Below are 21,551 nucleotides of genomic sequence, written 5' to 3'. Positions count from 1 at the left end.
GAAGCGAGCTGCCAGAAACCGTCCCGCAAGAGGTCCGGCATGCGCCACTTGGGATGATTCAGGCTGAGCATTCGCTCCGCAGCCAGTCCACCGCGGCTCTTTCTGCTGCGTCACCGCCTGCTGCAATCTTCACATCGGGCTGCATTGGGGTGGACGGAAGCACGTCTCCGCGTCCGTCGATGATGTGCGCGCTGGTGAGAACGATTTCCGCGCCATCCCGGAGTTTCTCGGTGATGTTGGCGGACATGTAACCCCAGGTGGGGAGCCCGAATGACAATGTCCCGGGACGACCGCGGAACGCCGCCGCCACAATCTCTCCAGAACTACCAGTGCCTCGATCGTGAAGCACGGCAACGGGCATGTCATCAAGCAGCGGCGCATCAGCGGCGCCGGCGGCCAGCACCTCCCCGTCGAGCGCTGCAGATCCCAGCTCGACTATCGCGTCGGTGGTATTCCCATTTCGATCCTGAAACCCTCCAACGACGCTGCCCGGCATGAAGAATGGCGATAGGGCTGCCAGCATGGGCCACATATTGCCGCCGCCGTTCCCGCGAAGGTCGACAACCCATCCACAGGAAGCTCGCTCGCTGACGCTTATCAGACCAGTCAGTCCGGCGTCGGCGTAGCGCTGAATCTGCCCTGTTTCCACGGAGTTGAAGGACGGGATGGTCATTTTGGCAATACCGTCCTCCAGGGCCTCCGCTACGGGCGGAGCCATCTGCGACGGCGACTGTGCGTCTCCGGCTGCCTTGGGCGAGGCGAACCACGAATGGTTCCCGCCAGCCAATTTGACCGCTTCGGCAATGTCGTCGTGTACGTCCTCGTATGACTGCGCCTCGGCCGTTCGATCGAGCGTGTTCGTGCGAACCGAATCCCAATCGATGTCGTCAACGTAAAGCGCGTTCTCCTCGATGAAATCCAGGGCGTCTGTGACGTAATCACGCACTTCCGCGGACGGTTCGCCCGTGCATCCGACGACCGTCAGGATGGCCATGGTCAAGAAGGCTGCGCGCCAGCGTCTGCCTATGGCGAATGCATTGGGTTGAATGACATCTCCCGATCAACAGTTTCGGCCAGACACTATGAGTTCATTTCACAGCCTAGGGCTGAGATGACGTTCGTTCCATGCCCAGACAATCGTCGATCGTCGCCTACCTTGGGGCGCTCATCTGTCGACGGTGACGCTCGTTGTACAGCTGTCGGTGTCAGGTACGATTCGAAATCACCAGCCGGGTCGAACAAGCAGTGCCCGTCCAAGGTCCCCGATGAGGCGTGCTTTGTTGATCGCCCACCGGTAAGGTCGCCCCGTGGCAACGGTCGACGATGATGGCCAGCCGACCGCGGATACTCGGATCGTTCCGCCGGAACCGCCGGAGGGCCCGCTACAGGCTTACCCGGTCGGGAGCAACGGTTGAACGCCTTCGCGGGCTTTGAAGCGGCGTTCAGGCTTGGTTCTGCTGTGCGAGTGCTTGATCCGTCATGAAACTTCAGAGCAGATGAATCGGCTTTTAATCGGCCGGCCGCGCAAGCATCACGGTTTTGGACAGCCTGCGTCGAGGACGGCAGCCGAGACGATAGTAGTCGGGCGCGCCTTAGCCGCGACCCCGGCCGCTGAATGTTTGCCGGTACTGCGACGGCGTTGTGGCGGTGTCACGGTAGAAGTGGGTTCGCAAGTTTGCGGCGCTCCCCAGTCCGCACCGAACGGCGATGTCTTCGATTGTCAGCTCGGTTGACTCAAGGAGCTCCCGGGCGAGGGCCAGGCGCTGCGCCGTCAGCCAGCGGAGAGGCGTGAACCCTACTTCGGCTTGGAACTTTCGCGAGAATGTGCGGGGTGCCCACCCGGCTTTGCGGGCCAAAAGAGGAACGCTCAAGTCGGCGTCCAGATTACTTCTCGCCCATGAGCACACCTGGGCGAAGGTAGCTGTTTCGGGGATCGGCCGCTCAATGAATTGCGCTTGACCGCCTTCTCGGTGCGGAGGAACGACCATGCGGCGGGCAATCCCTGTGGCCGTCGCCTCTCCAAAGTCACGCCGCACGAGTTGTAAGCACAAATCAATCCCCGCGGCGATGCCAGCGCTTGTCGCGATGTTGCCTTCTTCCACGTAGAGCACGTCCGCATCGACCGAGACGTTCGGATATGCCGACTGGAGCGCACGCGCGTAGCGCCAGTGCGTCGCCGCGCGCTTCCCATCCAGGAGCCCGGCCGCCGCTAGGGCGAAGGCGCCGACGCAGACTGAAACGATCCGTGCGCCCCGCCCGTGCGCCTCACGCAACGCATCGAGGATGTCGGCACTTAAGGGCTCCTCCGGATCGAAGCCGGGCACGACCACCGTGTCCGCCCGTGCGATCGCGTCGAGTCCTTGGGCGGCCTCGATCGAGAACCCGGACGTGGTCGGAACGTAGCCCGCTTGTGGAGCGCACACCGAGAACGCATACCGGTCGGCCTCATCGGAGTGGCCGAACACTTGTGCGGGGATGGCCAGGTCGAAGGCCACCACGCGGGGTATTGCCAGGGCGACCACTGCATGCATCTGCCGAGTATGGCCTAAAACTTGCGATACGAGGCATTTCTGCCGTCACAGTCGTTTTCCTTCCCACGACACAGTGGAGAAGTGAAGGAAATTGGAATACTTATTTTCGACGGGGTTGAAGAACTCGACGCCGTCGGTCCTTGGGAGGTCCTCGCCTGCTGGGCGCGTGACTATCCCGAGGACGACTATTCGGTGTCGTTTATCTCTTTGGACGGCGCTCCCGTCGTCGCAGCCAAGGGGCTCACTCTGACGCCTCATACGTCAGCGGCAGACATGCCACCGTTGGATGTCTTCCTGCATCCCGGCGGGCAAGGTACCCGCAGGCTGATGAGAGACGAATCGCACCTTGCCTGGATGAACTCACTGGCTGCTCGTATCCCCTTGATGACCAGTGTCTGCACCGGCGCATTGGTTTATGCCGCGGCCGGGCTGCTCCGTGACCGGCCGGCGACGACACACTGGCAATCTCTGACGCTGCTCCAGGAGCTGGACTCGACGATCAACGTTCGACCCGAAGACCGTTTCGTGGACGACGGCGACGTGGTCACCAGCGCGGGCGTCAGCGCGGGAATAGACATGTCCTTGCATCTGGTCCGGCGGCTTGCCAGCCCGGAGCGGGCGAGGCAGGTGCGCCGGGAGATCCAATACGGCCCAACGCCTCCGGCTGGGAACAACGCACCCGGCTCCGAAAGCGAGTGATCAATACGGCCAAACCCATTCGCGAAGCCGCCTTCGCAGTTGGTATTGGCTCGAGCAGGCAGATTCCGAGAAGCGCGTTCGGCACGCCGATCCTGCTCTCGCAAACAGAGCCGTTCCTGGCTGATCCAGGAACTGTCCCCTCAACCCTCAACCCTCAACCCTCGTTCGCTCGGAGTTCTTCTATGTCGTCCTTCATCCGTCGCACGCTTCATCTGACCGCCGCAGTCGGCTTGTCTATCGTCACGCTCGCCAGTACTGCGGTCGGCGGTGTAGTGGTCACAACGAGTCAAGCTACGGCTTCGACACCATTAGGTGCGGGCCGAGCGTGGCCCACACCGAGCGCCTCAAACCCCGCCGGTCCGATCGTTGTTGCTGTTGCCCTGGGTGCGACCCCTACGGTCGCGAGCGATTTCCTGGCACCCTACGAGGTTTTCGCGAGCTCACCGCAGTTCTCCGTGTATGCGGTTGCGGCCAGCGCAGCACCAGCGCAACTTGAGGGCGGACCGGCTGTGCTCCCTGTACACACATTCGACCAGGTGAAATCGGGCGCCGCGCCCAGCCCGGACGTCGTCGTTGTTCCAGCCGTACATGATCCCGCCGGGACGAGAGAATCCGCCCTGCGCACATTCATCGTGGATCAATCGAATCGCGGGGCTCGGATCCTCGGCATTTGTAGCGGCTCGTTGGTGCTAGCCGCCACGGGTGTCCTTGACGGACTGCAAGCAACCTCGCACTGGTCAAGGATCAGCGCGCTCGAGGAGAGCCGACCGCAGGTCGACTGGGTGCGAGGGCAAAGATATGTGCAAGACGGTCTGATAACCACCACGGCGGGAGTGACGTCGGGTATCCCCGGTGCGCTGCGGGTGATGGCCGACCTCGCCGGGCCGGCAGAAGCGGAGCGGGTGGGACGGACGCTCAACTACCCAGAGTGGTCGCTCGAAGGCCCGGCCGACATCCCTAACCGCAGCTTCGCGGTCGCCGACGCACCGGTTGGTCTGAACGCGATCCTGCCTTGGTTTCGACCCACGCTGGGCATCGGACTGAGCGACGGTGATCGCGAGATCGACATCGCCGGCATTTTCGAGGCCTACAACGTATCCTTCGCGGCGCGAGCCGTCGCAATGTCGACAGACGGCACAATCACCACCCGACATGGCCTTGTCCTGCTGACCATGACGCTAAGTTCTGGACCCGCCCTCCACCGAATGATCATTCTCGATGCCACGCAGGAGGCCGAGGCCAATCCAGAGATTCTCGATAGGGCCGCCGAAAACAGCATCACGATCGACACCATCACCCGGTCCGACGGCCAGAACGGGTTCGACGCCGCGCTCACTTATCTTGCTCGCGACGCCGACGAAGCTACAGCCCAAAGCGCCGCCAAGATGATCGACTACCCGACGGACCATTTGACGTTGAGCTCAGATGGCACGTCCTTGCGTGCGCCATTTCTCCTCATCGCGAGCGTTCTCGTGGCGATTGGCGTTGGTTTCCTCCCCGCGGCTGTACGCCTTGCCGTCCGTCGGCGACGACTTCACAACTCGCACCCCGGTGCGTCGGTACAGTCCATTTCATGATCAACCGTGCCGATACCCGCTTCCGACGAGCAGCTGCCCGTCGCGGCGGATGACCGGACCGACCAGGCTTCATGCGGAACCGCGCGTTTCCGTCGACTCGCCTGCCTACCGTGTCAACTTTTGGCAGCGGTCGGGGCTGGCGTGGAGCCTGGACGCTTACGCGCTGACTGAAGTCGAAGACATCGCCGAGGTGCTCCGGTGGGTGGACGAGCACGCAGACGGGCGCCGTTTCGAGGTGTTCGCCGAGATGGATGACGAACCCGAGGGGTCGTTCCAGAGCCCGCGAATGGCGGGGCTTATCCGCCTGCTGGGAGCCAACCCCAATCTTGGTGTATCTGTTGAGATCGGCCGATTCGAAAAGGCGTAGGTGATTTGGGAGCCACCACCGACGTCGTCGTTGAAGCCGCCGCCAGCATCTCCTTCACTTGAAACTGGCGCCACCTCGCGGCCACAGAACGCCACCGCTTCTGAGATGAGGTGCGTCACTGGTCAGTGAACCTGATGTGGGTTCTCTGCCCGTTCAGGGTCCGGCCTGAGTGTCGCAATCCAGAAGCAGGTAGTGGCACTGGTCGTCGCGTTCGGGGTCCGGGCATCGGGCCCGCGCCGACTCGTCACGGCACCTTTACTCCGGAGAAGGTGTCCGATGGCGGCGTCCCGAAACAAATCTGATAGCTAAACCCACAACTGCTGGAACTATTCCGGCAACGACTAGTCCGATAGAAGCCACCGCCCCAAACGTGATCCATACCGGGGGCGGCGGTGTGAACGCGCCCTCCGGCTGTTCAGCGACGTTGTAATCGATCGCCGAAACAATTCCCATCACGACGTACAAGACAATGCCCAGCATGGTGACGACTACACCCGAGCTAACGAGTACACCCGCGCGATGTCCGCCCATCACTTCTCCTTAGCTCCCTGCGAAACGACCCGCCCAATACCGCCCTGTTGTCGAGTATGTACACAACCATTCACTTTCCGATAGAAGATCCCGAATGGACAGCCGCATCAGACCCGGTTAGAGAAAGAATGCCGCCCGTTGAGGGTCCGTCAAACGGGCACGAAAACTGCCTCGCACGTGAGGCTGTTGAAATCACGTTGCGGATCGCGTTGGCGGTTTCCCGGAACAGTCACGCTCCTCCAAACCGCGATCCTTTCCGGGCAGTCCTCGCCGAAGAGTCGGGCGGTCTGGTACGGCTGCTGGGGGCCGATGAGGAGCGCCAGGTCATTCGTCAGCACATTCAGTGCACAATGCGGTTAGCTTCGCACCATGGCTTCAGCTTCGTCGGCCGCGCTGGGCGTCGTGGTGGCTTCCTGGGCAAGGATGTGTGCGAAATGGCGAGCCGCTGCCGCATAGTGAGGATCGTCCAAGAGGTTGGCAACGGCTGCCGCGATTTTGTCTGGCGTCGACTTTGCGCTCAGGCGTATGCCGGCGCCGTGCCGAAGAGCTCGCACCGTGTTGTCCTTTTGGTCGCGGCCCATCGGTATGCACACCAGCGGGACACCGGCCGCGAGAGCCTTGATCATCGTGCCGTGGCCGGCATGAGTGATGACGACAGATGCCTCGGGAAGTATCCGGCTGTGCGGCGCCGCCTGAACGACATCGACATTGGGTGGCGCCTCGATTTCGTCCGGATCTACTGCAGGGCCGGTTGTCATGAGCCCCCGGACAGGTAGCTGGCCCAGCGCCCGAGCGATGCGCCGGAGCAGGCCGACCTGGTGTTGGAAGATCGAACTGGTGGCGACGAGGACGAGCGGGTCGGTGCCCTGAGAATGCCACTCGGCGGTTGCCCAAGCGGGGTCGTCGAGCTGCGGCCCGACGTATCTGACATTGACTGGCAGTCGGGGAGCGACGAAATCGAACGACGGACTGGTCATGACCAGGACCTTGGTGCATCGGTCGAACAACTCGAATACGTCGTGCAGCGGCAGCTGTCCGTAGCTTGCCACCACGGCGTTGAGCCGTGGCAGGGTGCGGCCTAGGAGCCACGAAACGGTCCTCGGGACCAGCGTGTCCCTCGTCCGGCGAAGCACCCCCGGGCCTGGTGACCAGCCGGTCCCCATCAGGGGCAGGCCCGGCGTCGGCCGCAGGTAGGTCTGTGCAAGCAGAGCGGCGGTCGGAAGGCCGGTCGACTGGGCCCCGATCAGAATTCCCGGCAAGCCATCCGCCAGGACGGCATCCACAGGGAACTCGCGAATGGTCGCCACGACGTCACCGGCGAAGCGCCTGGTCATTTCTTTCCCGGCGGCAAAGTCTTTGGCCGCCCGGAAGGCGCGCAGGGGGTTGCGCCCCTCCAACGCGGCGATCAGGGCCGTCTGCTCGGATCGGGAGTTGACGTGGGGCGCATCCCTCCACGGGCTGAAAGCGCAACCAGCCGATCTGGCCGACGCTTCGATCGTCGGATCGGCCAGTACGTGAACCTCATGGCCCCGCCGGACGAGCTCGGCGGCGAGACCGATGGCCGGCGGGACGGTCCCTCCGCCGTCGATCACCGCCAACAGGAACCGGGCACCGCCATGCCCCAGGTGTTCAGCCATCATCGGCCGGCGCCCGCCAGATCAACGTGCGCCGCGCTGACCATCAGCATCTCGTCGACCATGACCATCTCCTCACTGATCGGCGTCGCGCAGCAAGTTGGTGTAGAACGCCAGCGGGCCTTCGTCGTCGCCCCACGTGAAATCATCTTCGGGTGCATGAACTGCAACAAGCTTGTCCGTTTGAGGATACGGGGTACTGTCCGTGCCGGCACCCCGGTCGCCAAGGCGATCGACAATGGCCCCGCCCTCAGCTCGTTCCCGCTAAAGGTCCCCGCTAAGGGCTGATCTTTGGGCCGGATGCAGCAGCCAGAGATTCGAGATGTGACGCAGCCTGTCCTGTCGCGTCCGCTATTCGACGAAGAGCAGGAACGATGCTGATGCTTGAGAACAGGACGAGCAGAATCAGGATGACAAGCAGCCAGATGAAATCCATTTCGCGATCCTGGCGATCGAACGCACCCGGGCCGTCCAACTACTACTTCGACACATCACAGGGGCGGCGTTGGAGGTCGGACCCCGATCCTGATGACGTTGCCTTTCATGCCCTATCCGGACGCGATGTGCGCGTCCACGGGTGCAACGGGTGTTGTCGGGGCCAACTGACTTTCCGATCGCCTTCCACCCCGCGGGTTCTTATGGACTCCCATTGCCGACCATCAAGGCTGTTCAAGTTGGATGGAGTGCTGTCCGTTTTGCGGTTCCTAAAACGGAGTAATGTTGCGCCGTGCTTCTCACAGGGGGACGTCGCCGCGGCGGTCTCGGATTGCACCCCGCTCAAACCGTTGTCATCGGTTTCGCCGGGGCGGTGATGGTCGGCACCCTGATGCTGATGCTGCCGATCGCCAAGGCCGGCCCCGGCGGAGCCTCGTTCATCGAGGCGCTCTTCACGGCGACGTCCGCCGTCTGCGTTACCGGGCACATCATTGTCGACACGCCGGTGTTCTGGAGCGGCTTCGGGCAGGTCGTCATTCTCGTGCTGATCCAGGTTGGCGGGCTCGGCATCATGATCTTCGCCACCCTGCTCGGCATGACCTTGGCCCGGAAGCTGACCATCCGTTCGCGCATCACCGCCTCCACCGAAACTCGAGCGGTCGGATTCGCGGATGCTGGAACCCAGATCCTCAGCATCGTCAAGGTCACCTTGCTGATTGAAGCAGTGGTCTTCGTGCTGCTCACCTTGCGCTTCTGGCTCGGGCTCGGCGAAAGCATCGGCGACGCGGCCTGGTACGGCGTCTTCCACGCGGTGTCCTCGTTCAATAACGCCGGGTTTTCCACCTTCAGCGACAATATGGTCGGATTCGTCGGCGACCCGTGGATCTGTCTGCCGATCGCGGCCTCGATCATCCTCGGCGGGCTGGGCTTTCCGGTGCTCATGCAGCTGCGTCGCGAGTTCCGGACGCCGCTGCACTGGACCATGAACACCAAGCTGGTGCTGGTCGGCAGCGGCGTGCTGCTCGTTGCCGGCACGGTGCTCACCTGCCTGATCGAGTGGTCGAACCCAGCGACACTTGGTGAGCTGTCGCCCGCGGAGCGCATCCTGGCAGGCTTTTTCCATTCCGTGCAGACTCGGACCGCGGGGTTCAACAGTTTGCCGCTCGGCGAAATGAACCCCGAGACGTGGCTGGTCAGCGACGTGCTGATGTTCATCGGCGGCGGGCCGGCCGGAACTGCCGGCGGCATCAAGGTGACCACGTTCCTGGTGCTCTTCTTCATCATGTACACCGAGGTGCGCGGCGAGGGCGCCGTGAACATCTTCGGCAAGCGGCTGTCCAGGGCCGTGCACCGGCAGGCGATCACTGTCGTGCTGATCTCGGTCGCGGCCGTCATGGCGGGCACTGGCGGCATCATGCTGCTCACCGACTACGACATCGACCGGGTGCTGTTCGAGGTGATCTCCGCCTTCGGCACGGTCGGCCTGTCGACCGGGATCACCGCCGACCTTCCGGCCGCGGCGCAATTGATCCTCGTTGTGCTGATGTTCCTCGGTCGGATCGGGCCGCTCACCCTCGGCACCGCGATCGCCCTCAGACAGCGGCGCATCCTGTACGAACTCCCCAAGGAAAGGCCCGTCGTTGGCTAGATCTCAGCGCATCGCCCGCATCGCGGAGGCGGACTCCGTCGTCGTCATCGGGCTTGGCCGCTTCGGCACCTCGCTCGCGCTTGAACTCATGGCGGCGGGCACGGAGGTGCTCGGCATTGACTCCGACGAGGTGATCGTGCAATCGCTGAACGCTCGGCTCACCCACGTGGTGCGCTCCGACTCCACCAGCGAAGAGGCGCTTCGGCAACTCGGCGTGCAGGAGTTCGACCGTGCGGTCGTCGCCATTGGCAGCGACATTCAGGCCAGCATCCTGACCACGTCCATGTTGATCCGGTTCGGCATCCCCGACATCTGGGCGAAGGCGGTCAGCGACGCGCACGGCCAGATCTTCGAGCAGCTCGGAGTGAAGCACGTCATCTACCCGGAAAAGGACATGGGTCGCCGGGTCGCCCACCTGGTGCGCGGGGCCGCGCTGGACTACATCGAGGTTGACCGGGACTTCGCGATCGTCAAGATGAGTCCGAACAGTCTGGTGCGCGGGGTCCGGCTCGGCGACAGCCACATTCGTTCGCGGTTCGGGGTGACAGTGCTGGCCTACAAGCGTGGCGACAGCGAGTGGCGCAACACCGATCTCGACACCGTCCTCGAGGATGGCGACACAATGCTCGTCTCGGGTCCGATCGGTAAAGCAGAGGCGTTCGGCCAGCTGCGATAGGGCTGACCTGTCAACCACACCGACACGTTCAAGAACGCGGCATGCTCAGGAAGGCGCCCACTCAGGGTCGGCCATCGGACGGGTTGCCCGGTGCGGCTTACCTGAAGTTCAGGAGCGAGCGGCAGTGATTGAGCCGGGGAACTGAGCGAACTCAGCCGAGGCAAACGGGTGCGCTCGCGCGATTGCTGAACATCTGGGTTACGAAGGCGGCTGCTGCTTCCAGCGTGTCACAAGCAGCGAGACGCGGCTTGGCTTCAAGAAGCATCGCTTCATAAGTTCCGCCATGCTTCTCGATGAATCCAACCACGGCTCTTCCGTCCTGTTCATCCATGGTGGGATCACTCAACCTCCACTCGTGATCCGACAATGGCAGTACGGCAAGCCGATGGGTTGGTTCGACGGTTGTTGTCAACGCCTGCTCCTCCTTGAACCTCGCTAAGCCAAGAAAGTGTGTGGCCCAATCCTGTGACCGAGCCGAGAATGTAACGCCCGGCCTCGGCTTCGAGAACCGGTCGGTCTCTGGCGTGTCGCCCTCACCGGCCCGCACACTGGCCGCATGGAACCCGAACCGCGACTCTGCCCGACCTGCGGACGGCCCCTGATGCTCAGCGGACTGCCCGATCACAAGTACTGGTACTGCCCTAGATGCGGGCTCTCACTGCTCAACTTCAGGTAGGGGTATCGCCGCATTCCGGATCGGGCGTAGCATCGCGGCACGACCGACGCCGTCGACCCGAACGACGCAGCCGATCGCGGCACCGTGACGCCTTCACTTCTTCTTAGGCGTCACGGTGCCAACATGCCCCGTACTCGCGCCTAAGTCGCCGCGCGCTTCCGCGCATGGTGCCTGAGCTCCGCGGTGTTATTTCCGGAAGATGGATGTCCACCAGCGGCGACGCTCAAGGGGTTGCGCTGGTAGTTCTTCAGTCGCGGCCATGCCAGGCACAAACGTGACCTGCTTGCAGTGCGGGCAGTCGATGATGAACTCGTGCACCGAGAGACCGGTGCCGAAGTAGGGGTTACGGACTTTCCTGGCCGCAGCTCTGCATTGCGGGCACCGAGTCACCGTGAAACTGTACCCCGAACCGGCGGGACCTCCCCCGAAAGTGGGAATAAGTTCCTCCTGCCCGTGGGAGCCGAAAGAGGTCCGCGAGATCGAGGATTCCATCTACGAGATTCGCCTTGAGAAGACCGGCGGCTGGCCGTTCTGCACCGCCGACCTGGCTCCCACGGTCCACCACCTCCCGGCGCCCGTGACCCGGGATACGCCGGTGACCGTCGACCTCGGTCCGGGGACCAAGGTCGAGCTCTAGACACAGAGCGGGACCGCCGTCTAATGAACGATGGAGGCAGGTTCGCCGCCGCGCTAGGTCCGGGCGCCCCATCAATTTCACGGGTCCCCCCGAGAACCACTCAGACTGGCAGGCGCCCAATTTCATATCTGCGCGCATCCGGGGCCCGGCGGTTGGCTGGGGGGGACTTGGAAGTGCGATAGCCCAGGGACGGAACATCCCGTACATCCCGTGGCCTAGGCGGCTATGGCCATCGAGTCACGGCTAGGGAGATCACAGCCGCTATTGCCACTATTGCGGTAGCGGCTGCCGCTACCCACAGACCAGCAACTACCCCATGGCGCTCACGCCAGACCGAGCTGCGCGATGCAAGCGCCGCGACGACGGTAGCGACCAAATGGACGGCCACTGCCACGAGCCCCACAACCAAGGCCTCTGTGCGAATCTGGGGCCGCACGCATTCCAGCGGGACTGGCGGGAAGTTGTACGGGCACGCAACAGGTTGTGACGGGTACGAAACCAGGAGCAAAACCAGCAGGGCCACGGCGGCGAGGACGCTAATGGCAGCGAACAGCATTGCAGTTGATCGCTTCATCATGTGGGCGTTCCTCATCTCGCTCGCTGACGTCCTGATCATCTAAAACCCGTTCTGCGGGCATACCTTCTCTGCGGCCGAAAAGTCGGCCAGCGGGACGTGCTCATACGGGGTGAACGCTCCGTCGCTCTCGACATACGTTTGCAGGGAGGGTGCTGCGGGGATGTCCCAACCGTTCTCCACTAGGCAGGCTCGCATATTGATGACGGCTTGGTGGCCTTTGAGAAGCACTTCTTCCCGGGGCGGCGCCGCGGCAAGCACCTCTTCTATGCCGGCCCCCTTCATGCAGGCTGCGTCGGATTCCGCGAAGGCTTCGTCCTGCCCCACGGGATACCCGAACATCAACTCGCCATCCTCGTGCTCCTAGGAGGCCCACCCGTACTCCAGCATGCAGGTCTCGTACCGTTCGTTCGCCTGATCGAACTGAAGCGGAAGACTGCTGCTGGTGGGCTTCGGTGTCGGCGTGGGGTTCGCCGCCGGAGCTGCCGCTGCCACGTGGCGTGCCGGTGTGGTGCCGGTAGAGGTTCACAAACCTTCGCAAATTGCCGCAAATTACTGGAATGGCAAGGCTGCTGGCGCCCTTGAATCGCTTGAGAAACAGCAAGATTGCTCATGCTTGCTTTCTGCCTTCGCCACGTTTACACCGTGGATGTCATCGGTTCGATCCCGGTAGGGCCCACCAACACATAATCGCTGCAGGGACACCACGTTCTCCCTCCGGATACGGAGTTAACCTCAACCCGCCACTTTGGGCTGGTATGAACAGTGCGTGATTGACGATGAAGGCGCTTCAGTGCCGTACCGGCAGGAGTACACGTTGACTCTCGGAGACCTGGGGGTTCCGGCGATGATCGTGTCCGGCTCCACGCAGGCGCTGGAGGTCGATGAACTCTTCCGCACCGATAGGGCTCTGCGCGGCGTGCTGATCGAGGGCCCGGCGCGCTCCGGCTTGTTGACCAGGAGTGAGGTGGAGTTCAGAATGTCTGGCCGCCTCGGGTACGGCCGTGCCCTGAACGCCCGGGCGGTTGCATCCGACATGCTGTCCGGGGTCGGCTTCGCCCTCTCCGCTGGGCTGTCCGTACAGGAAGCCTCCGCCGCTATCCTCGAGCGGCCCGAAGAGACCCGCTATCAGGATTTCCTCGTGCACGCGGCAGAGGGACCGCGCATCGTGCAGGTCTCGGAAGTCTTCGCGAGCCTGTCTGCTGAATTCAGGCATGCTTCCCTGCATGATCCGCTGACGGGCCTGCCTAACCGGCGCATGCTTGAATTGCGGGCGCCGCGCCTGAGTGAGCACGCCGACCATTCACGGATCGGAATCCTCTTCATCGATCTGGATGATTTCAAAGGCGTCAATGACACTTACGGACACGGCGCCGGGGATGCGGTCCTCGCGGAGTTCGCTGCTCGTTTGTCGGGATGCGTGCGCCCAGGCGACATCATTGTGCGTCTCGGCGGCGACGAGTTCGCAGTGCTGCTGGTCGGTGTGGATGAAGACGAAGCTGGGGCTGTCGCCGATCGGGTGCTGAAGTCCATGGACGAGCGCTTCGTCGTGGACGGCCAGGACCTCGCTGTCACCGCGACGCTCGGCCTGGCTATGGCCGATGATGTGACCGGTGACGAGTCACTGACCGCACTCGACTCGCTCCTTCGGCATGCGGACGGCGCGATGCTCCAGGCGAAACAGGCCGGCAAACGTCGAGTGGGGCGAATCGGTCACGACGTGAAGAACGACGTCAAACCTGTCGAGTTCGCACGTGATGCCCTCATCCGCCGAAAACTCCCCCACGCATTGGAGGACGGGGCGCTGACCCTGCACTATCAGCCGCTCCGTGACCTGCCCACGGGCGAAGACTACGGCGTCGAGGCGTTGCTGCGGTGGACCGATCCTCAGCTCGGACAGGTCTCCCCGGCAGAGTTCATCCCGGTGGCCGAACACACCGGCGAGATGCACAGGATCGGCGCCTGGGTGATCGACCAGGCCTGCGCGCAGGCACGGGCGTGGGCCGACGCGGGCACGCCGCTCAGAATTTCCGTGAACGTATCACCGGTGCAACTGGCGAATGGCACACTGGCCACCGACATCATCCGCGCACTAGATCTCCACAGGATCTCGCCAGCGCTGCTGGAAGTCGAAGTCACGGAAGGGATAGCAATCCTGGACGTTCCCAGCGCGGCGGCACAACTGCAGGAGCTCGTGAATGCCGGCGTCAGCGTCGCCATGGATGATTTCGGGACCGCCCACTCCTCTCTCGCGATGCTCCGCTCCCTTCCCTTGACGAGGGTGAAGATCGACAAGTCCTTCATCGACGGAATCGATACCGACCCGCTGTCGGCCGGGATCGTCGCCGGCCTCATCAATACGCTGCAATCTCTGGGAATCAGGACGACCGCCGAAGGCGTCGAACGGGGTACGCAACTCGCAGCGCTGCGCGACATGGCCTGCGACACCGTTCAGGGCTACCTCATATCCCGACCGGTCGCTCCAGCCGATGTGCCTGCCGCTGCCGTGAGGCTCTCGTCCAATTTGTGATTGCGAAGGACGCTGAAGCGCTGGTCGTGCGACCATGAGGCCATGTCCAGTCAATCGTTTTTCGAGTCGATAACCCTCGGCTTGGAAGTCGTCGGCGTCAGCGCCATGGTGGTCGGTTTCATAGTCGCCGTCGGCATATCGTTGCGTGCCTGGATTCGCTCTCGCGACGGGGCAGCGGCGTTTCTGATGCTGAGACGGACCTTCGGCGGAGTCATCCTGCTCGGCCTAGAGATCTTGGTTGCCGCTGACCTCGTGAAGACGGTGACATCGGCGCCCTCGCTTGCCGACGCGGCGGTGCTTGCCCTTATCGTGCTGATCCGGACTGTGCTCAGTTTCTCGCTGCAGGTGGAGATTGACGGCGTGGCGCCTTGGCGGCGGGCACTGGTTACAGGGCCAGAGGTCCTCGCGAGGGCGGTAAAGCCCGCGCAGACGGACTAGCCGCTCGACTCGCGCAGCAAGCAGGGAGCGACATGCACTCAACCAGGCCGACCGCAATCGTCGCCGGCGTGCTCTTTCTTGTGACGGAAATCGCGCAATCGGCGGACGCCTCCTATACGGACCGGTCCTGGGTAACCCCGGCCATGGGCATGGCGCTCGGCGTGAGCACGCTGCTGCTGCTGGCATCGCCGCATCATCGATGGTCGGTAGCTGATCTGCTGATTGCTCGATGACGAGAATCTGGGACGGACGGATCCATGGGCACGCTGACCGGAATCGCACTGATCGCGGTGCCGATCCTGTTCAACCTCTTCTTCGCGCTGCTCGGTCGGTTCTTCGACTACCCGGGCATCCTCCGGCAGCCCGGCCGTGAGGTCCTGCAGCGGTTCGAGGCCGGCGGCACCCGATTGGTGCTGCTCTGGTGGGGGCTTGCGGTGTCGGCTGTGCTGTTCATCCCGGTCGTCATCCTGACCGTGTTCCTGATCGAGTCCGCACCGGCACCGCTTGTCGCGGCCACGCTCACAATCGGCGTACTCGCCGGCCTGGTGCAGGCGCTCGGCTTGATGCGCTGGCCGTTCCTCGTTCCCTATCTGGCACGCACGCTCAGTGACCGTTCCTCGAGCGAGGGGGAGCGGGATGCCGCCACCGTGGTGTTCCAGGCGTTCAACCGGTACCTCGGGGTCGCGATCGGCGAACACCTGGGCTACGCGTTCACCGGCGCGTGGACCATCCTGTTCGCTGCGGCGATGCTCAGCGGGGACGGGCTACCCGGCTGGCTGGCGATCGTCGGCATCGTCATCGGGACAGCGCTGATGCTCGGATCGCTCGAGTTCGTCGGCCCGGCCGAACCCACCGGTTGGAAGCTCGCTGCGGTGCTGGTCCCCGTCGCGTACACCCTGTGGTCGGCCTGGCTGGTTGCGCTCGGCATCGTGGTTCTGGTCAGCTGACGGCGTGAATACACGGTTGTACCGCGACGGCGTGCTTTCGGCATCCGGATTCCCGGTCGCGGAGATCTCCGACCACCTCGCCGAGCGGGGGAGCGCGGTGTGGGCGGATTTCATCTCGCCCACCGTGGCCGACCTGGCCCAGATCGAGGAGGAACTCGGCCTGCACGAACTCGCGGTCGAGGATGCGGTGCACGAGTTCCAACGCCCGAAGCTGGATCGGTACGAGTCGCACCTGTTCCTCGCGGCGTACTCGGCGAGCCTGGATCCGACAACCGGGGCACTGACCACCGCGGAGGTGAAGGCCTTCATCACCCCGAACGCACTGATCACAATCCACGGCCCGGAATTCGACATGACGCCGGTGATCCGGCGCTGGGATGCCGCCGTGGATCTGTCGCGAAACGGTGCCTCATTCCTGCTCTGGGGACTGCTCGACGAAATCGTGGACGGCCACTTCGAGGCTGTCCAGCAGCTGGACGAGCGCATCGACGCACTCGAGGACGCCCTGTTCGCCGACAACCCGAAGAACCTGCACATCCAGCGGCGGTCATTCGAACTGCGCAAGGCGTTGGTCCGACTGCGCCGAGTGGTCATGCCGATGCGCGAAGTCGTCAACACCGTGATGCGTCGCGACTTCGACGTGCTCGCGCGGGAGATGATGCCGTATTTCCAGGATGTCTATGACCATGTGCTGCGAGCCACCGACTGGATCGACTCGCTGCGCGACCTGATCGCCACGCTCCTCGAGACCAACGTCGGGCTGCAGGGCAACCGCATGAACATGATCATGAAGAAGGTGACCAGCTGGGCGGCGATCATCGCGGTGCCGACCGCGATCACCGGGTTCTATGGGCAGAACATCCCATTCCCGGGTTTCGCAGAATCCTGGGGCGTCTGGGTGTCAACAAGCGCGATCATCGTGATCTCGTTCACCCTGTACTTCGCGTTCAAGCGAAACGACTGGCTCTGACCCTCGTCCGACTAAGGGTTCACGCGGCCGAGCCGCGTCCGTAGGGTGGCCGGAAGGAACCAACGGGAGGACGATCGATGCTCAACAGCGACCCCTACGCCGATCTGGCGGCACTGAAACAGGTGCCCACGTTCCAGCTCAGCAGTACTGATGTGAGCGACGGAAGCCCACTGCCGCCTGCCCAATACGCATCGGCGGTGGGCGGACAGAACCGCTCCCCGCAGCTGTCCTGGAGCGGGTTCCCGCCGGAAACGAAAAGCTTCGCGGTCACCTGCCTTGACCCGGACGCGCCCTCGGCTTCCGGCTGGTGGCACTGGGTGGTGTGCAACATCCCGGCCACGGTCACCTCGCTCCCGGCCGGAGCCGGATCGCCCGGCGGATCAGGGCTCCCGGATGGCGCGCTAACGCTGAGGAACGATGGGGGTGAGCCGGCATTCGCAGGCGCATCGCCGCCGGCCGGCACTGGGACGCACCGTTACATCTTCGCCGTGCACGCACTGGATGTGCCCACCCTGCCGCTCGACAGCGACGCGACCCCGGCCGATGCCGGACTGAAGGTGCACTTCCACCTGCTGGCCCGAGCACTGATCACCACGCACGGTGAGCCGGGACGGGTTCGCTGAGCGGTTCCGCGCAACGCCGCCGGGGGAGCGGGTTTCGGGCGCGCAAGCCCCTACAATTCCCGGCATGACCAACCCCGAAACCGAGCTCGACGACACGCCAGTCGTCGGCCCGCGCCGGTCGACATTCACCCCGCCTCCCGGCGGCTATGACGAATCAGTGCTCACCGCAGGCGAACCATCCGCCCTCCCGGCGTCGCCCCCCTTCGACCCGGCAGCCCTCGGCCCGAGCTCACAGCTGCTCGAGGTGCCTCAGCCCCCAAAACGACGGTCCCTCGACGACGACGAGATCGTGCGCACCCTCGAGGCGGCGAATCCGAGCACCGAGACCATCGAGCTGATCAGCCAAATCCAGGAGCAGATGCACCTGCGCGAGCGCGAGGTCATTGAATACCGCGAGTGGGAAGCGTCAGTGCTCGAGCTCGGCACTCCCGAGGCACTCACCGCCCTTGAGGAGCAGCGGGGAGTATTCACCGGAGTCATCCCCGTGATCACCGCCGAAGACGCCTACCGGGTCGAGGTACCGACGCCGAGTCGCGATGCCCCCGATGTTGTTGAAATCACCGAGGTTGAAGCAGGACGTGCCGATTCGGCGTCAATGAATGAGGACGCTGATTTTGCGGATGCGCCGAAGCAGGCGGAGGCCCCGAAACAGCCGGATGTCCCGGTTCACAGCTTCGAGTCGCTTCTCGCCGGTGCCCCGACCAGCTCGCACGACGAGCCAGAACTCTCCGCCCCGATGGGCGACCCGCTTGCCCCGCTGCTTGACCAGATCGTGCAGCACGACGAGGGTGAGAGGGCCGAAGCTGAGCCTGCCGATGCTGAGAAGGTTGAAACAGACCCGGCCGAGGCTGAGAAGGTCGAAGCTGAGCCCGCCGATGCTGAGGCGGTCGACGGCGACACCGTCCAAGCCGCGCCAGTCCAGCCCGAGCCGCTGCAACCCGAGCCGCCCACGGCCGAGCCCGTATCCGCGCCGACCACTGCTGCGCCTGCCGTCGTTCCCCAGCCGCAGGTCCCGGCCCGCGTCGAGGTCGCCGGCACCGAACCGACCGCTCTCGAACTGCGCACCGGACGCGCGACCCGCATGTTCTGGCTCTGGTTCGGAGCTACCGCCCAGGTGATCGGCGTTGGCGTCGGTGCGGTGGTCTTCTCGCTCGGGCTCAGCCTGCGCCAGGCCATCGTCGCCGTGCTGGTCGGGGTGGCGCTGTCGTTCCTGCCCGTCGCGCTCGGCACTCTCGCCGGCAAGTGGAACGGCCAGCCCGCGATGGTGGTCTCCCGCGCGACGTTCGGCGTGCTCGGCAACATCCTCCCGGCGATCATTGCGGCTCTCACGCGTGTCTTCTGGGGAGCGGCGCTGCTGTGGTTGCTGGTCCGCTCCGCGGCATCCGCCCTCGGCGAAGGCGCGGCGTCCGGCACGATCGAGCCGATCGTCCTCGGCACCGCGTTCATTGCGGCGATTGTGATCGCCTACTTCGGTTTCCGCTGGATCACCGTGGTGCAGGCGGTGCTCGTCGTGGTTTCCGGCTTGCTGGTGGTGTTCCTCATCGTCGCCACGCTGCCGCGGGTGGACATCCCCGCGGCGCTCGAGATCCCGGATGGCGACTGGCTTCTGGCCGTGGGCGGCGCGGTGATCGTGTTCAGCTTCGTGGGTCTTGCCTGGGCGATGAGTTCCTCCGACCTGGCTCGCTACCAGCGGCCGAGTACCTCGGGCGGCGCGACCATGGTGTATTCGACGCTCGGCGCGACAGTTCCCGCGTTCGTGGTGATGGGCTGGGGTGCGGTGCTTGCCGCGTCCGACCTGGAGTTCGCGGCGGCACTCGCAGCCGACCCGGTCGCTGCGATCAGTGAGGTGGTGCCCGGCGTGCTGCCGATGCTGTTGCTGGTGGCGCTCGGGTTGAACCTGCTGTCCGGTGTGATCCTCGCGTTGTACTCGGGCGCCTTCGCCGTGCAGGCCGTCGGAGTCCGGATGTCCCGGCAGGCCGCGGTCGTCATCAGCGGAGCGCTGGTCATCGCGGTCGCGGCTGCGTTCGTGGCATCCGCGATCGATCTCGAGACCCTCGTGCGTGACCTGGCGACCACGGTCGCGGTGCCGGTTGCGGCGTGGGTGGGTGTGTTCGCCGCCGAGATGATGATCCGCAACCGCCGGTTCGACAGCGGGTCGCTGCTGAACCGTGGCGGCCGCTACCCGGACGTGCGCTGGGTCAACCTGGTCGCACTGGTGGTCATCAGTGCGATCGGTTTCGGACTGACCAGTGCGGATGTCTCCTGGCTCACCTGGCAGGGCTACCTGTTCTCGGTGGTCGGCGTCGACCCGGCCGGCGCCATTGCCGCGGCGGATCTGGGCGTTCTGGTGGCGGTGGTCCTCGGACTCGCTGTTCCGCTGGCGGCTGGCGTCGGTGCGGTGCGCAGGCAGGAAGCCGACACCGTCCGGCTCGTAGACTGAGTCCGTGCCGTTCACTGTCGCGGAGGTCAACTCCGCTATCCACCGGCTTTGGCCGCTCGAGGGTGCCGAGAACTGGGACGCCCCCGGATTCATCGTCGGCGACCCCGCAGCCACCGTTGAATCGGTGCATCTGGCCGTCGACGCCGTGGCTGACACCGTCGATGAGGCGATCAGCCACGGGGCAGACCTGCTGCTGGTGCACCACCCGTTGCTGCTGCGCGGCGTCACCTCGGTGGCCGAGGACCGCTACAAGGGCGCCCTGATCGCTCGGCTGATCCGGTCCGGAGTGGCGCTGGTCGCTGCCCACACCAACGCCGACGTCGTCGAAGACGGCACCTCGGCGGTGTTCGCCGCGGCGCTCGGGCTCCGCGACATCCGGCCGATCGTCCCGTCCGCGGATCCGGCCACCGGGCTCGGCCGCGTGGGCGTGCTGCCTGAGCCGACCACGCTCGGCACACTGGCCCGCACCCTTGCCGACCTGCTTCCCGCGACCGCATCCGGAATTCGGGTCTCCGGCGTTTATGACGCACCGATCAGGTCGATCGCCCTATGCGGCGGCGCCGGCGATTCGCTGCTCGGCTCCCCGGCCGTGCTGGAGGCGGATGTGTACATCACCTCGGACCTGCGTCACCACCCCGCCTCCGAGTCCCGCGAGAACGCTCGGGTCGCGGGCGGCCCAGCCCTGATCGATGTCGCCCACTGGGCCAGCGAATGGCTGTGGCTCTCGACCGCGGCCGAGCAGTTGCGCACCGCACTGCCCGAGGTGGCCGTCACCGTGAGCGACCTGCGAACCGACCCGTGGGACTTCGTTGTCCTGCAGTAACCACCAACCACGGCCCGACCGGCCATCGAGGAGAACCACATGGCGCTGAAAGCCAGCCCCGACGACCAGGCCCTGCTGCTTGACCTGCAGCAGTTCGACACCCGGCTGCAGCAGCTTGCCCACCGGGCGAAGTCGCTGCCCCAGCTGGCCCGCATCGCGGAACTGACTGCTGCCGGCGACGCCCTGCGTCGTCGACTCGCGGAGCAAGCCGGCACGGTGGAAGACACCGAGGCGGAGCTGAAGCGTGTTGAGTCCGATGTCACCATCGTCGAGGCGCGGATGGCGCGGGACAGCGATCGCATGCAGCACACCGCCTCGGTGAAGGACGTGCAGGCACTGGAGCAGGAGCTCGCGGCCCTCGCCAAGCGCCGCAGCGATCTCGAGGACATCGAACTCCAGGTGATGGAACGGCTCGAGGGTCTGCAGGCCGACCTCGCGGGCACGCAGTCCGAGCTGGATGCGAACGCCGCTGTGCTTGCCGCGATCACCGCGGAGCGCGACGCAGAGTTGGGCACGATCGATTCCGAGCGCAGCCACGCAGTCGCCAACCGCTCCACCGTGGCCGGGAAGGTTCCGGCCGACCTGCTGGCGTTGTACGAGAAGCAGAAGGAGCGCTACGGCTGGGGTGCATCGCACCTGCGCGGGGGAGTGTCCAGCGCCAGCGGCGTGCGCCTCAACGAGTCGGACATGGCGGTCGTGCGCTCGGCGGCTCCCGATGATGTGGTGCTCTGCCCTGACTCGAACGCGATCCTGGTGCGCACCGCCGAATCCGGGATCTGACCCGCCCGCGCGGCG

The 21,551-nt window shown here is 64.5% G+C and carries 22 protein-coding genes and 1 tRNA gene; 17 read left to right on the top strand and 6 right to left on the bottom strand.

Annotated elements, in window-relative coordinates; all coding sequences use genetic code 11:
- Window positions 1–58: 58 nt before the first annotated feature.
- Window positions 59–994 (bottom strand): S41 family peptidase, encoded by a 936-nt coding sequence (locus GO591_RS07785; RefSeq protein ID WP_157156299.1) that lies wholly within the window; start codon window positions 992–994, stop codon window positions 59–61.
- Between the two features lie 598 nt (window positions 995–1,592).
- Entirely contained in the window at window positions 1,593–2,531 is a 939-nt protein-coding gene (locus GO591_RS07780; protein WP_157156298.1) for a helix-turn-helix domain-containing protein, read from the bottom strand.
- A gap of 81 nt (window positions 2,532–2,612) precedes the next feature.
- Here GO591_RS07780 and GO591_RS07775 point away from each other — a divergent pair, with 81 nt between their 5' ends.
- From GO591_RS07775 to GO591_RS07765, 3 genes are all read left to right on the top strand, one after another.
- A complete protein-coding gene (locus GO591_RS07775; RefSeq protein ID WP_157156297.1) occupies window positions 2,613–3,230 on the top strand; it encodes a DJ-1/PfpI family protein in 618 nt (205 codons plus the stop codon).
- Window positions 3,231–3,412: 182 nt separating this feature from the next.
- The gene (locus GO591_RS07770; RefSeq protein ID WP_157156296.1) at window positions 3,413–4,807 is read left to right on the top strand and encodes a DJ-1/PfpI family protein; all 1,395 of its coding nucleotides are present in this window, start codon (window positions 3,413–3,415) and stop codon (window positions 4,805–4,807) included.
- A 49-nt stretch (window positions 4,808–4,856) separates the two neighbouring features.
- A complete protein-coding gene (locus GO591_RS07765; protein WP_198295437.1) occupies window positions 4,857–5,174 on the top strand; it encodes a hypothetical protein in 318 nt (105 codons plus the stop codon).
- An 887-nt stretch (window positions 5,175–6,061) separates the two neighbouring features.
- Here GO591_RS07765 and GO591_RS07760 read toward each other — a convergent pair.
- Window positions 6,062–7,342, bottom strand: a complete 1,281-nt coding sequence (locus GO591_RS07760; protein WP_198295436.1) for a glycosyltransferase — start codon at window positions 7,340–7,342, stop codon at window positions 6,062–6,064.
- Here GO591_RS07760 and GO591_RS07755 point away from each other — a divergent pair.
- Entirely contained in the window at window positions 7,322–7,627 is a 306-nt protein-coding gene (locus tag GO591_RS07755) for a hypothetical protein (protein WP_157156294.1), read from the top strand. The genes GO591_RS07760 and GO591_RS07755 overlap by 21 nt on opposite strands.
- On the opposite strand, the gene GO591_RS07750 is transcribed toward GO591_RS07755, so the two are convergent.
- Complete coding sequence (locus GO591_RS07750; RefSeq protein ID WP_157156293.1) at window positions 7,617–7,775, bottom strand: hypothetical protein; 159 nt, start codon at window positions 7,773–7,775, stop codon at window positions 7,617–7,619. The genes GO591_RS07755 and GO591_RS07750 overlap by 11 nt on opposite strands.
- A 375-nt stretch (window positions 7,776–8,150) precedes the next feature.
- Between GO591_RS07750 and GO591_RS07745 the strand changes: the two genes are divergently transcribed.
- Both GO591_RS07745 and GO591_RS07740 read left to right on the top strand, forming a co-directional pair.
- Window positions 8,151–9,422: a TrkH family potassium uptake protein gene (locus GO591_RS07745; RefSeq protein WP_157157826.1), complete on the top strand. Its 1,272-nt coding sequence runs from the start codon at window positions 8,151–8,153 to the stop codon at window positions 9,420–9,422.
- Window positions 9,415–10,098, top strand: coding sequence for a potassium channel family protein (locus GO591_RS07740; RefSeq protein WP_198295435.1), 684 nt, complete (start codon window positions 9,415–9,417; stop codon window positions 10,096–10,098). Before GO591_RS07745 ends, GO591_RS07740 begins: the two co-directional genes overlap by 8 nt.
- Window positions 10,099–10,249: 151 nt before the next feature.
- Here GO591_RS07740 and GO591_RS07735 read toward each other — a convergent pair whose 3' ends face one another.
- Complete coding sequence (locus GO591_RS07735) at window positions 10,250–10,510, bottom strand: hypothetical protein (protein WP_157156292.1); 261 nt, start codon at window positions 10,508–10,510, stop codon at window positions 10,250–10,252.
- Window positions 10,511–11,204: 694 nt separating this feature from the next.
- Here GO591_RS07735 and GO591_RS07730 point away from each other — a divergent pair.
- On the top strand, window positions 11,205–11,411 hold the full coding sequence (locus tag GO591_RS07730; protein ID WP_157156291.1) for a hypothetical protein: 207 nt from the start codon (window positions 11,205–11,207) through the stop codon (window positions 11,409–11,411).
- Between the two features lie 616 nt (window positions 11,412–12,027).
- Here the strand turns inward: GO591_RS07730 and GO591_RS07725 are convergent.
- Window positions 12,028–12,327, bottom strand: coding sequence for a hypothetical protein (locus GO591_RS07725; protein WP_157156290.1), 300 nt, complete (start codon window positions 12,325–12,327; stop codon window positions 12,028–12,030).
- Between the two features lie 232 nt (window positions 12,328–12,559).
- Here GO591_RS07725 and GO591_RS07720 point away from each other — a divergent pair.
- The 10 genes from GO591_RS07720 to GO591_RS07675 all read left to right on the top strand — a co-directional run bounded on the left by GO591_RS07720 (window position 12,560) and on the right by GO591_RS07675 (window position 21,536).
- Window positions 12,560–12,667: transfer RNA gene (locus GO591_RS07720), tRNA-OTHER, on the top strand.
- 87 nt (window positions 12,668–12,754) lie between these two features.
- Entirely contained in the window at window positions 12,755–14,515 is a 1,761-nt protein-coding gene (locus GO591_RS07715) for a putative bifunctional diguanylate cyclase/phosphodiesterase (RefSeq protein ID WP_157156289.1), read from the top strand.
- Between the two features lie 42 nt (window positions 14,516–14,557).
- Window positions 14,558–14,953 carry a DUF1622 domain-containing protein gene (locus GO591_RS07710; protein WP_157156288.1) on the top strand — a complete coding sequence of 132 codons (396 nt, stop codon included), beginning with the start codon at window positions 14,558–14,560 and terminating at the stop codon, window positions 14,951–14,953.
- Window positions 14,954–14,985: 32 nt separating this feature from the next.
- A complete protein-coding gene (locus GO591_RS07705; RefSeq protein ID WP_157156287.1) occupies window positions 14,986–15,186 on the top strand; it encodes a hypothetical protein in 201 nt (66 codons plus the stop codon).
- A gap of 24 nt (window positions 15,187–15,210) precedes the next feature.
- Entirely contained in the window at window positions 15,211–15,900 is a 690-nt protein-coding gene (locus GO591_RS07700; RefSeq protein ID WP_157156286.1) for a DUF4386 domain-containing protein, read from the top strand.
- Between the two features lie 4 nt (window positions 15,901–15,904).
- A complete protein-coding gene (locus tag GO591_RS07695) occupies window positions 15,905–16,870 on the top strand; it encodes a magnesium transporter CorA family protein (RefSeq protein WP_198295434.1) in 966 nt (321 codons plus the stop codon).
- Window positions 16,871–16,947: 77 nt separating this feature from the next.
- Window positions 16,948–17,493, top strand: a complete 546-nt coding sequence (locus tag GO591_RS07690) for a YbhB/YbcL family Raf kinase inhibitor-like protein (protein ID WP_157156285.1) — start codon at window positions 16,948–16,950, stop codon at window positions 17,491–17,493.
- Between the two features lie 64 nt (window positions 17,494–17,557).
- Complete coding sequence (locus tag GO591_RS07685) at window positions 17,558–19,933, top strand: purine-cytosine permease family protein (RefSeq protein ID WP_157156284.1); 2,376 nt, start codon at window positions 17,558–17,560, stop codon at window positions 19,931–19,933.
- A gap of 4 nt (window positions 19,934–19,937) precedes the next feature.
- Complete coding sequence (locus GO591_RS07680) at window positions 19,938–20,756, top strand: Nif3-like dinuclear metal center hexameric protein (protein ID WP_157156283.1); 819 nt, start codon at window positions 19,938–19,940, stop codon at window positions 20,754–20,756.
- Window positions 20,757–20,795: 39 nt separating this feature from the next.
- The gene (locus GO591_RS07675; RefSeq protein ID WP_232466325.1) at window positions 20,796–21,536 is read left to right on the top strand and encodes a zinc ribbon domain-containing protein; all 741 of its coding nucleotides are present in this window, start codon (window positions 20,796–20,798) and stop codon (window positions 21,534–21,536) included.
- Window positions 21,537–21,551: the final 15 nt, after the last annotated feature.

This window comes from Diaminobutyricimonas sp. LJ205, from assembly GCF_009755725.1.
Lineage (GTDB): Bacteria > Actinomycetota > Actinomycetes > Actinomycetales > Microbacteriaceae > Ruicaihuangia.
This window is presented reverse-complemented; position numbering and strand designations above follow the sequence as displayed.

What these genes read in the sequence shown, in the direction of transcription:
- GO591_RS07785 (WP_157156299.1), bottom strand. Translation starts at nt 994, where the DNA reads ATGGCCATCCTGACGGTCGTCGGATGCACGGGCGAACCGTCCGCGGAA.
- GO591_RS07780 (WP_157156298.1), bottom strand. Translation starts at nt 2,531, where the DNA reads ATGCATGCAGTGGTCGCCCTGGCAATACCCCGCGTGGTGGCCTTCGAC.
- GO591_RS07770 (WP_157156296.1), top strand. Translation starts at nt 3,413, where the DNA reads ATGTCGTCCTTCATCCGTCGCACGCTTCATCTGACCGCCGCAGTCGGC.
- GO591_RS07765 (WP_198295437.1), top strand. Translation starts at nt 4,857, where the DNA reads ATGACCGGACCGACCAGGCTTCATGCGGAACCGCGCGTTTCCGTCGAC.
- GO591_RS07755 (WP_157156294.1), top strand. Translation starts at nt 7,322, where the DNA reads ATGCCCCAGGTGTTCAGCCATCATCGGCCGGCGCCCGCCAGATCAACG.
- GO591_RS07760 (WP_198295436.1), bottom strand. Translation starts at nt 7,342, where the DNA reads ATGGCTGAACACCTGGGGCATGGCGGTGCCCGGTTCCTGTTGGCGGTG.
- GO591_RS07750 (WP_157156293.1), bottom strand. Translation starts at nt 7,775, where the DNA reads ATGGATTTCATCTGGCTGCTTGTCATCCTGATTCTGCTCGTCCTGTTC.
- GO591_RS07745 (WP_157157826.1), top strand. Translation starts at nt 8,151, where the DNA reads ATGGTCGGCACCCTGATGCTGATGCTGCCGATCGCCAAGGCCGGCCCC.
- GO591_RS07725 (WP_157156290.1), bottom strand. Translation starts at nt 12,327, where the DNA reads ATGTTCGGGTATCCCGTGGGGCAGGACGAAGCCTTCGCGGAATCCGAC.
- GO591_RS07710 (WP_157156288.1), top strand. Translation starts at nt 14,558, where the DNA reads ATGTCCAGTCAATCGTTTTTCGAGTCGATAACCCTCGGCTTGGAAGTC.
- GO591_RS07705 (WP_157156287.1), top strand. Translation starts at nt 14,986, where the DNA reads ATGCACTCAACCAGGCCGACCGCAATCGTCGCCGGCGTGCTCTTTCTT.
- GO591_RS07700 (WP_157156286.1), top strand. Translation starts at nt 15,211, where the DNA reads ATGGGCACGCTGACCGGAATCGCACTGATCGCGGTGCCGATCCTGTTC.
- GO591_RS07690 (WP_157156285.1), top strand. Translation starts at nt 16,948, where the DNA reads ATGCTCAACAGCGACCCCTACGCCGATCTGGCGGCACTGAAACAGGTG.
- GO591_RS07685 (WP_157156284.1), top strand. Translation starts at nt 17,558, where the DNA reads ATGACCAACCCCGAAACCGAGCTCGACGACACGCCAGTCGTCGGCCCG.
- GO591_RS07675 (WP_232466325.1), top strand. Translation starts at nt 20,796, where the DNA reads ATGGCGCTGAAAGCCAGCCCCGACGACCAGGCCCTGCTGCTTGACCTG.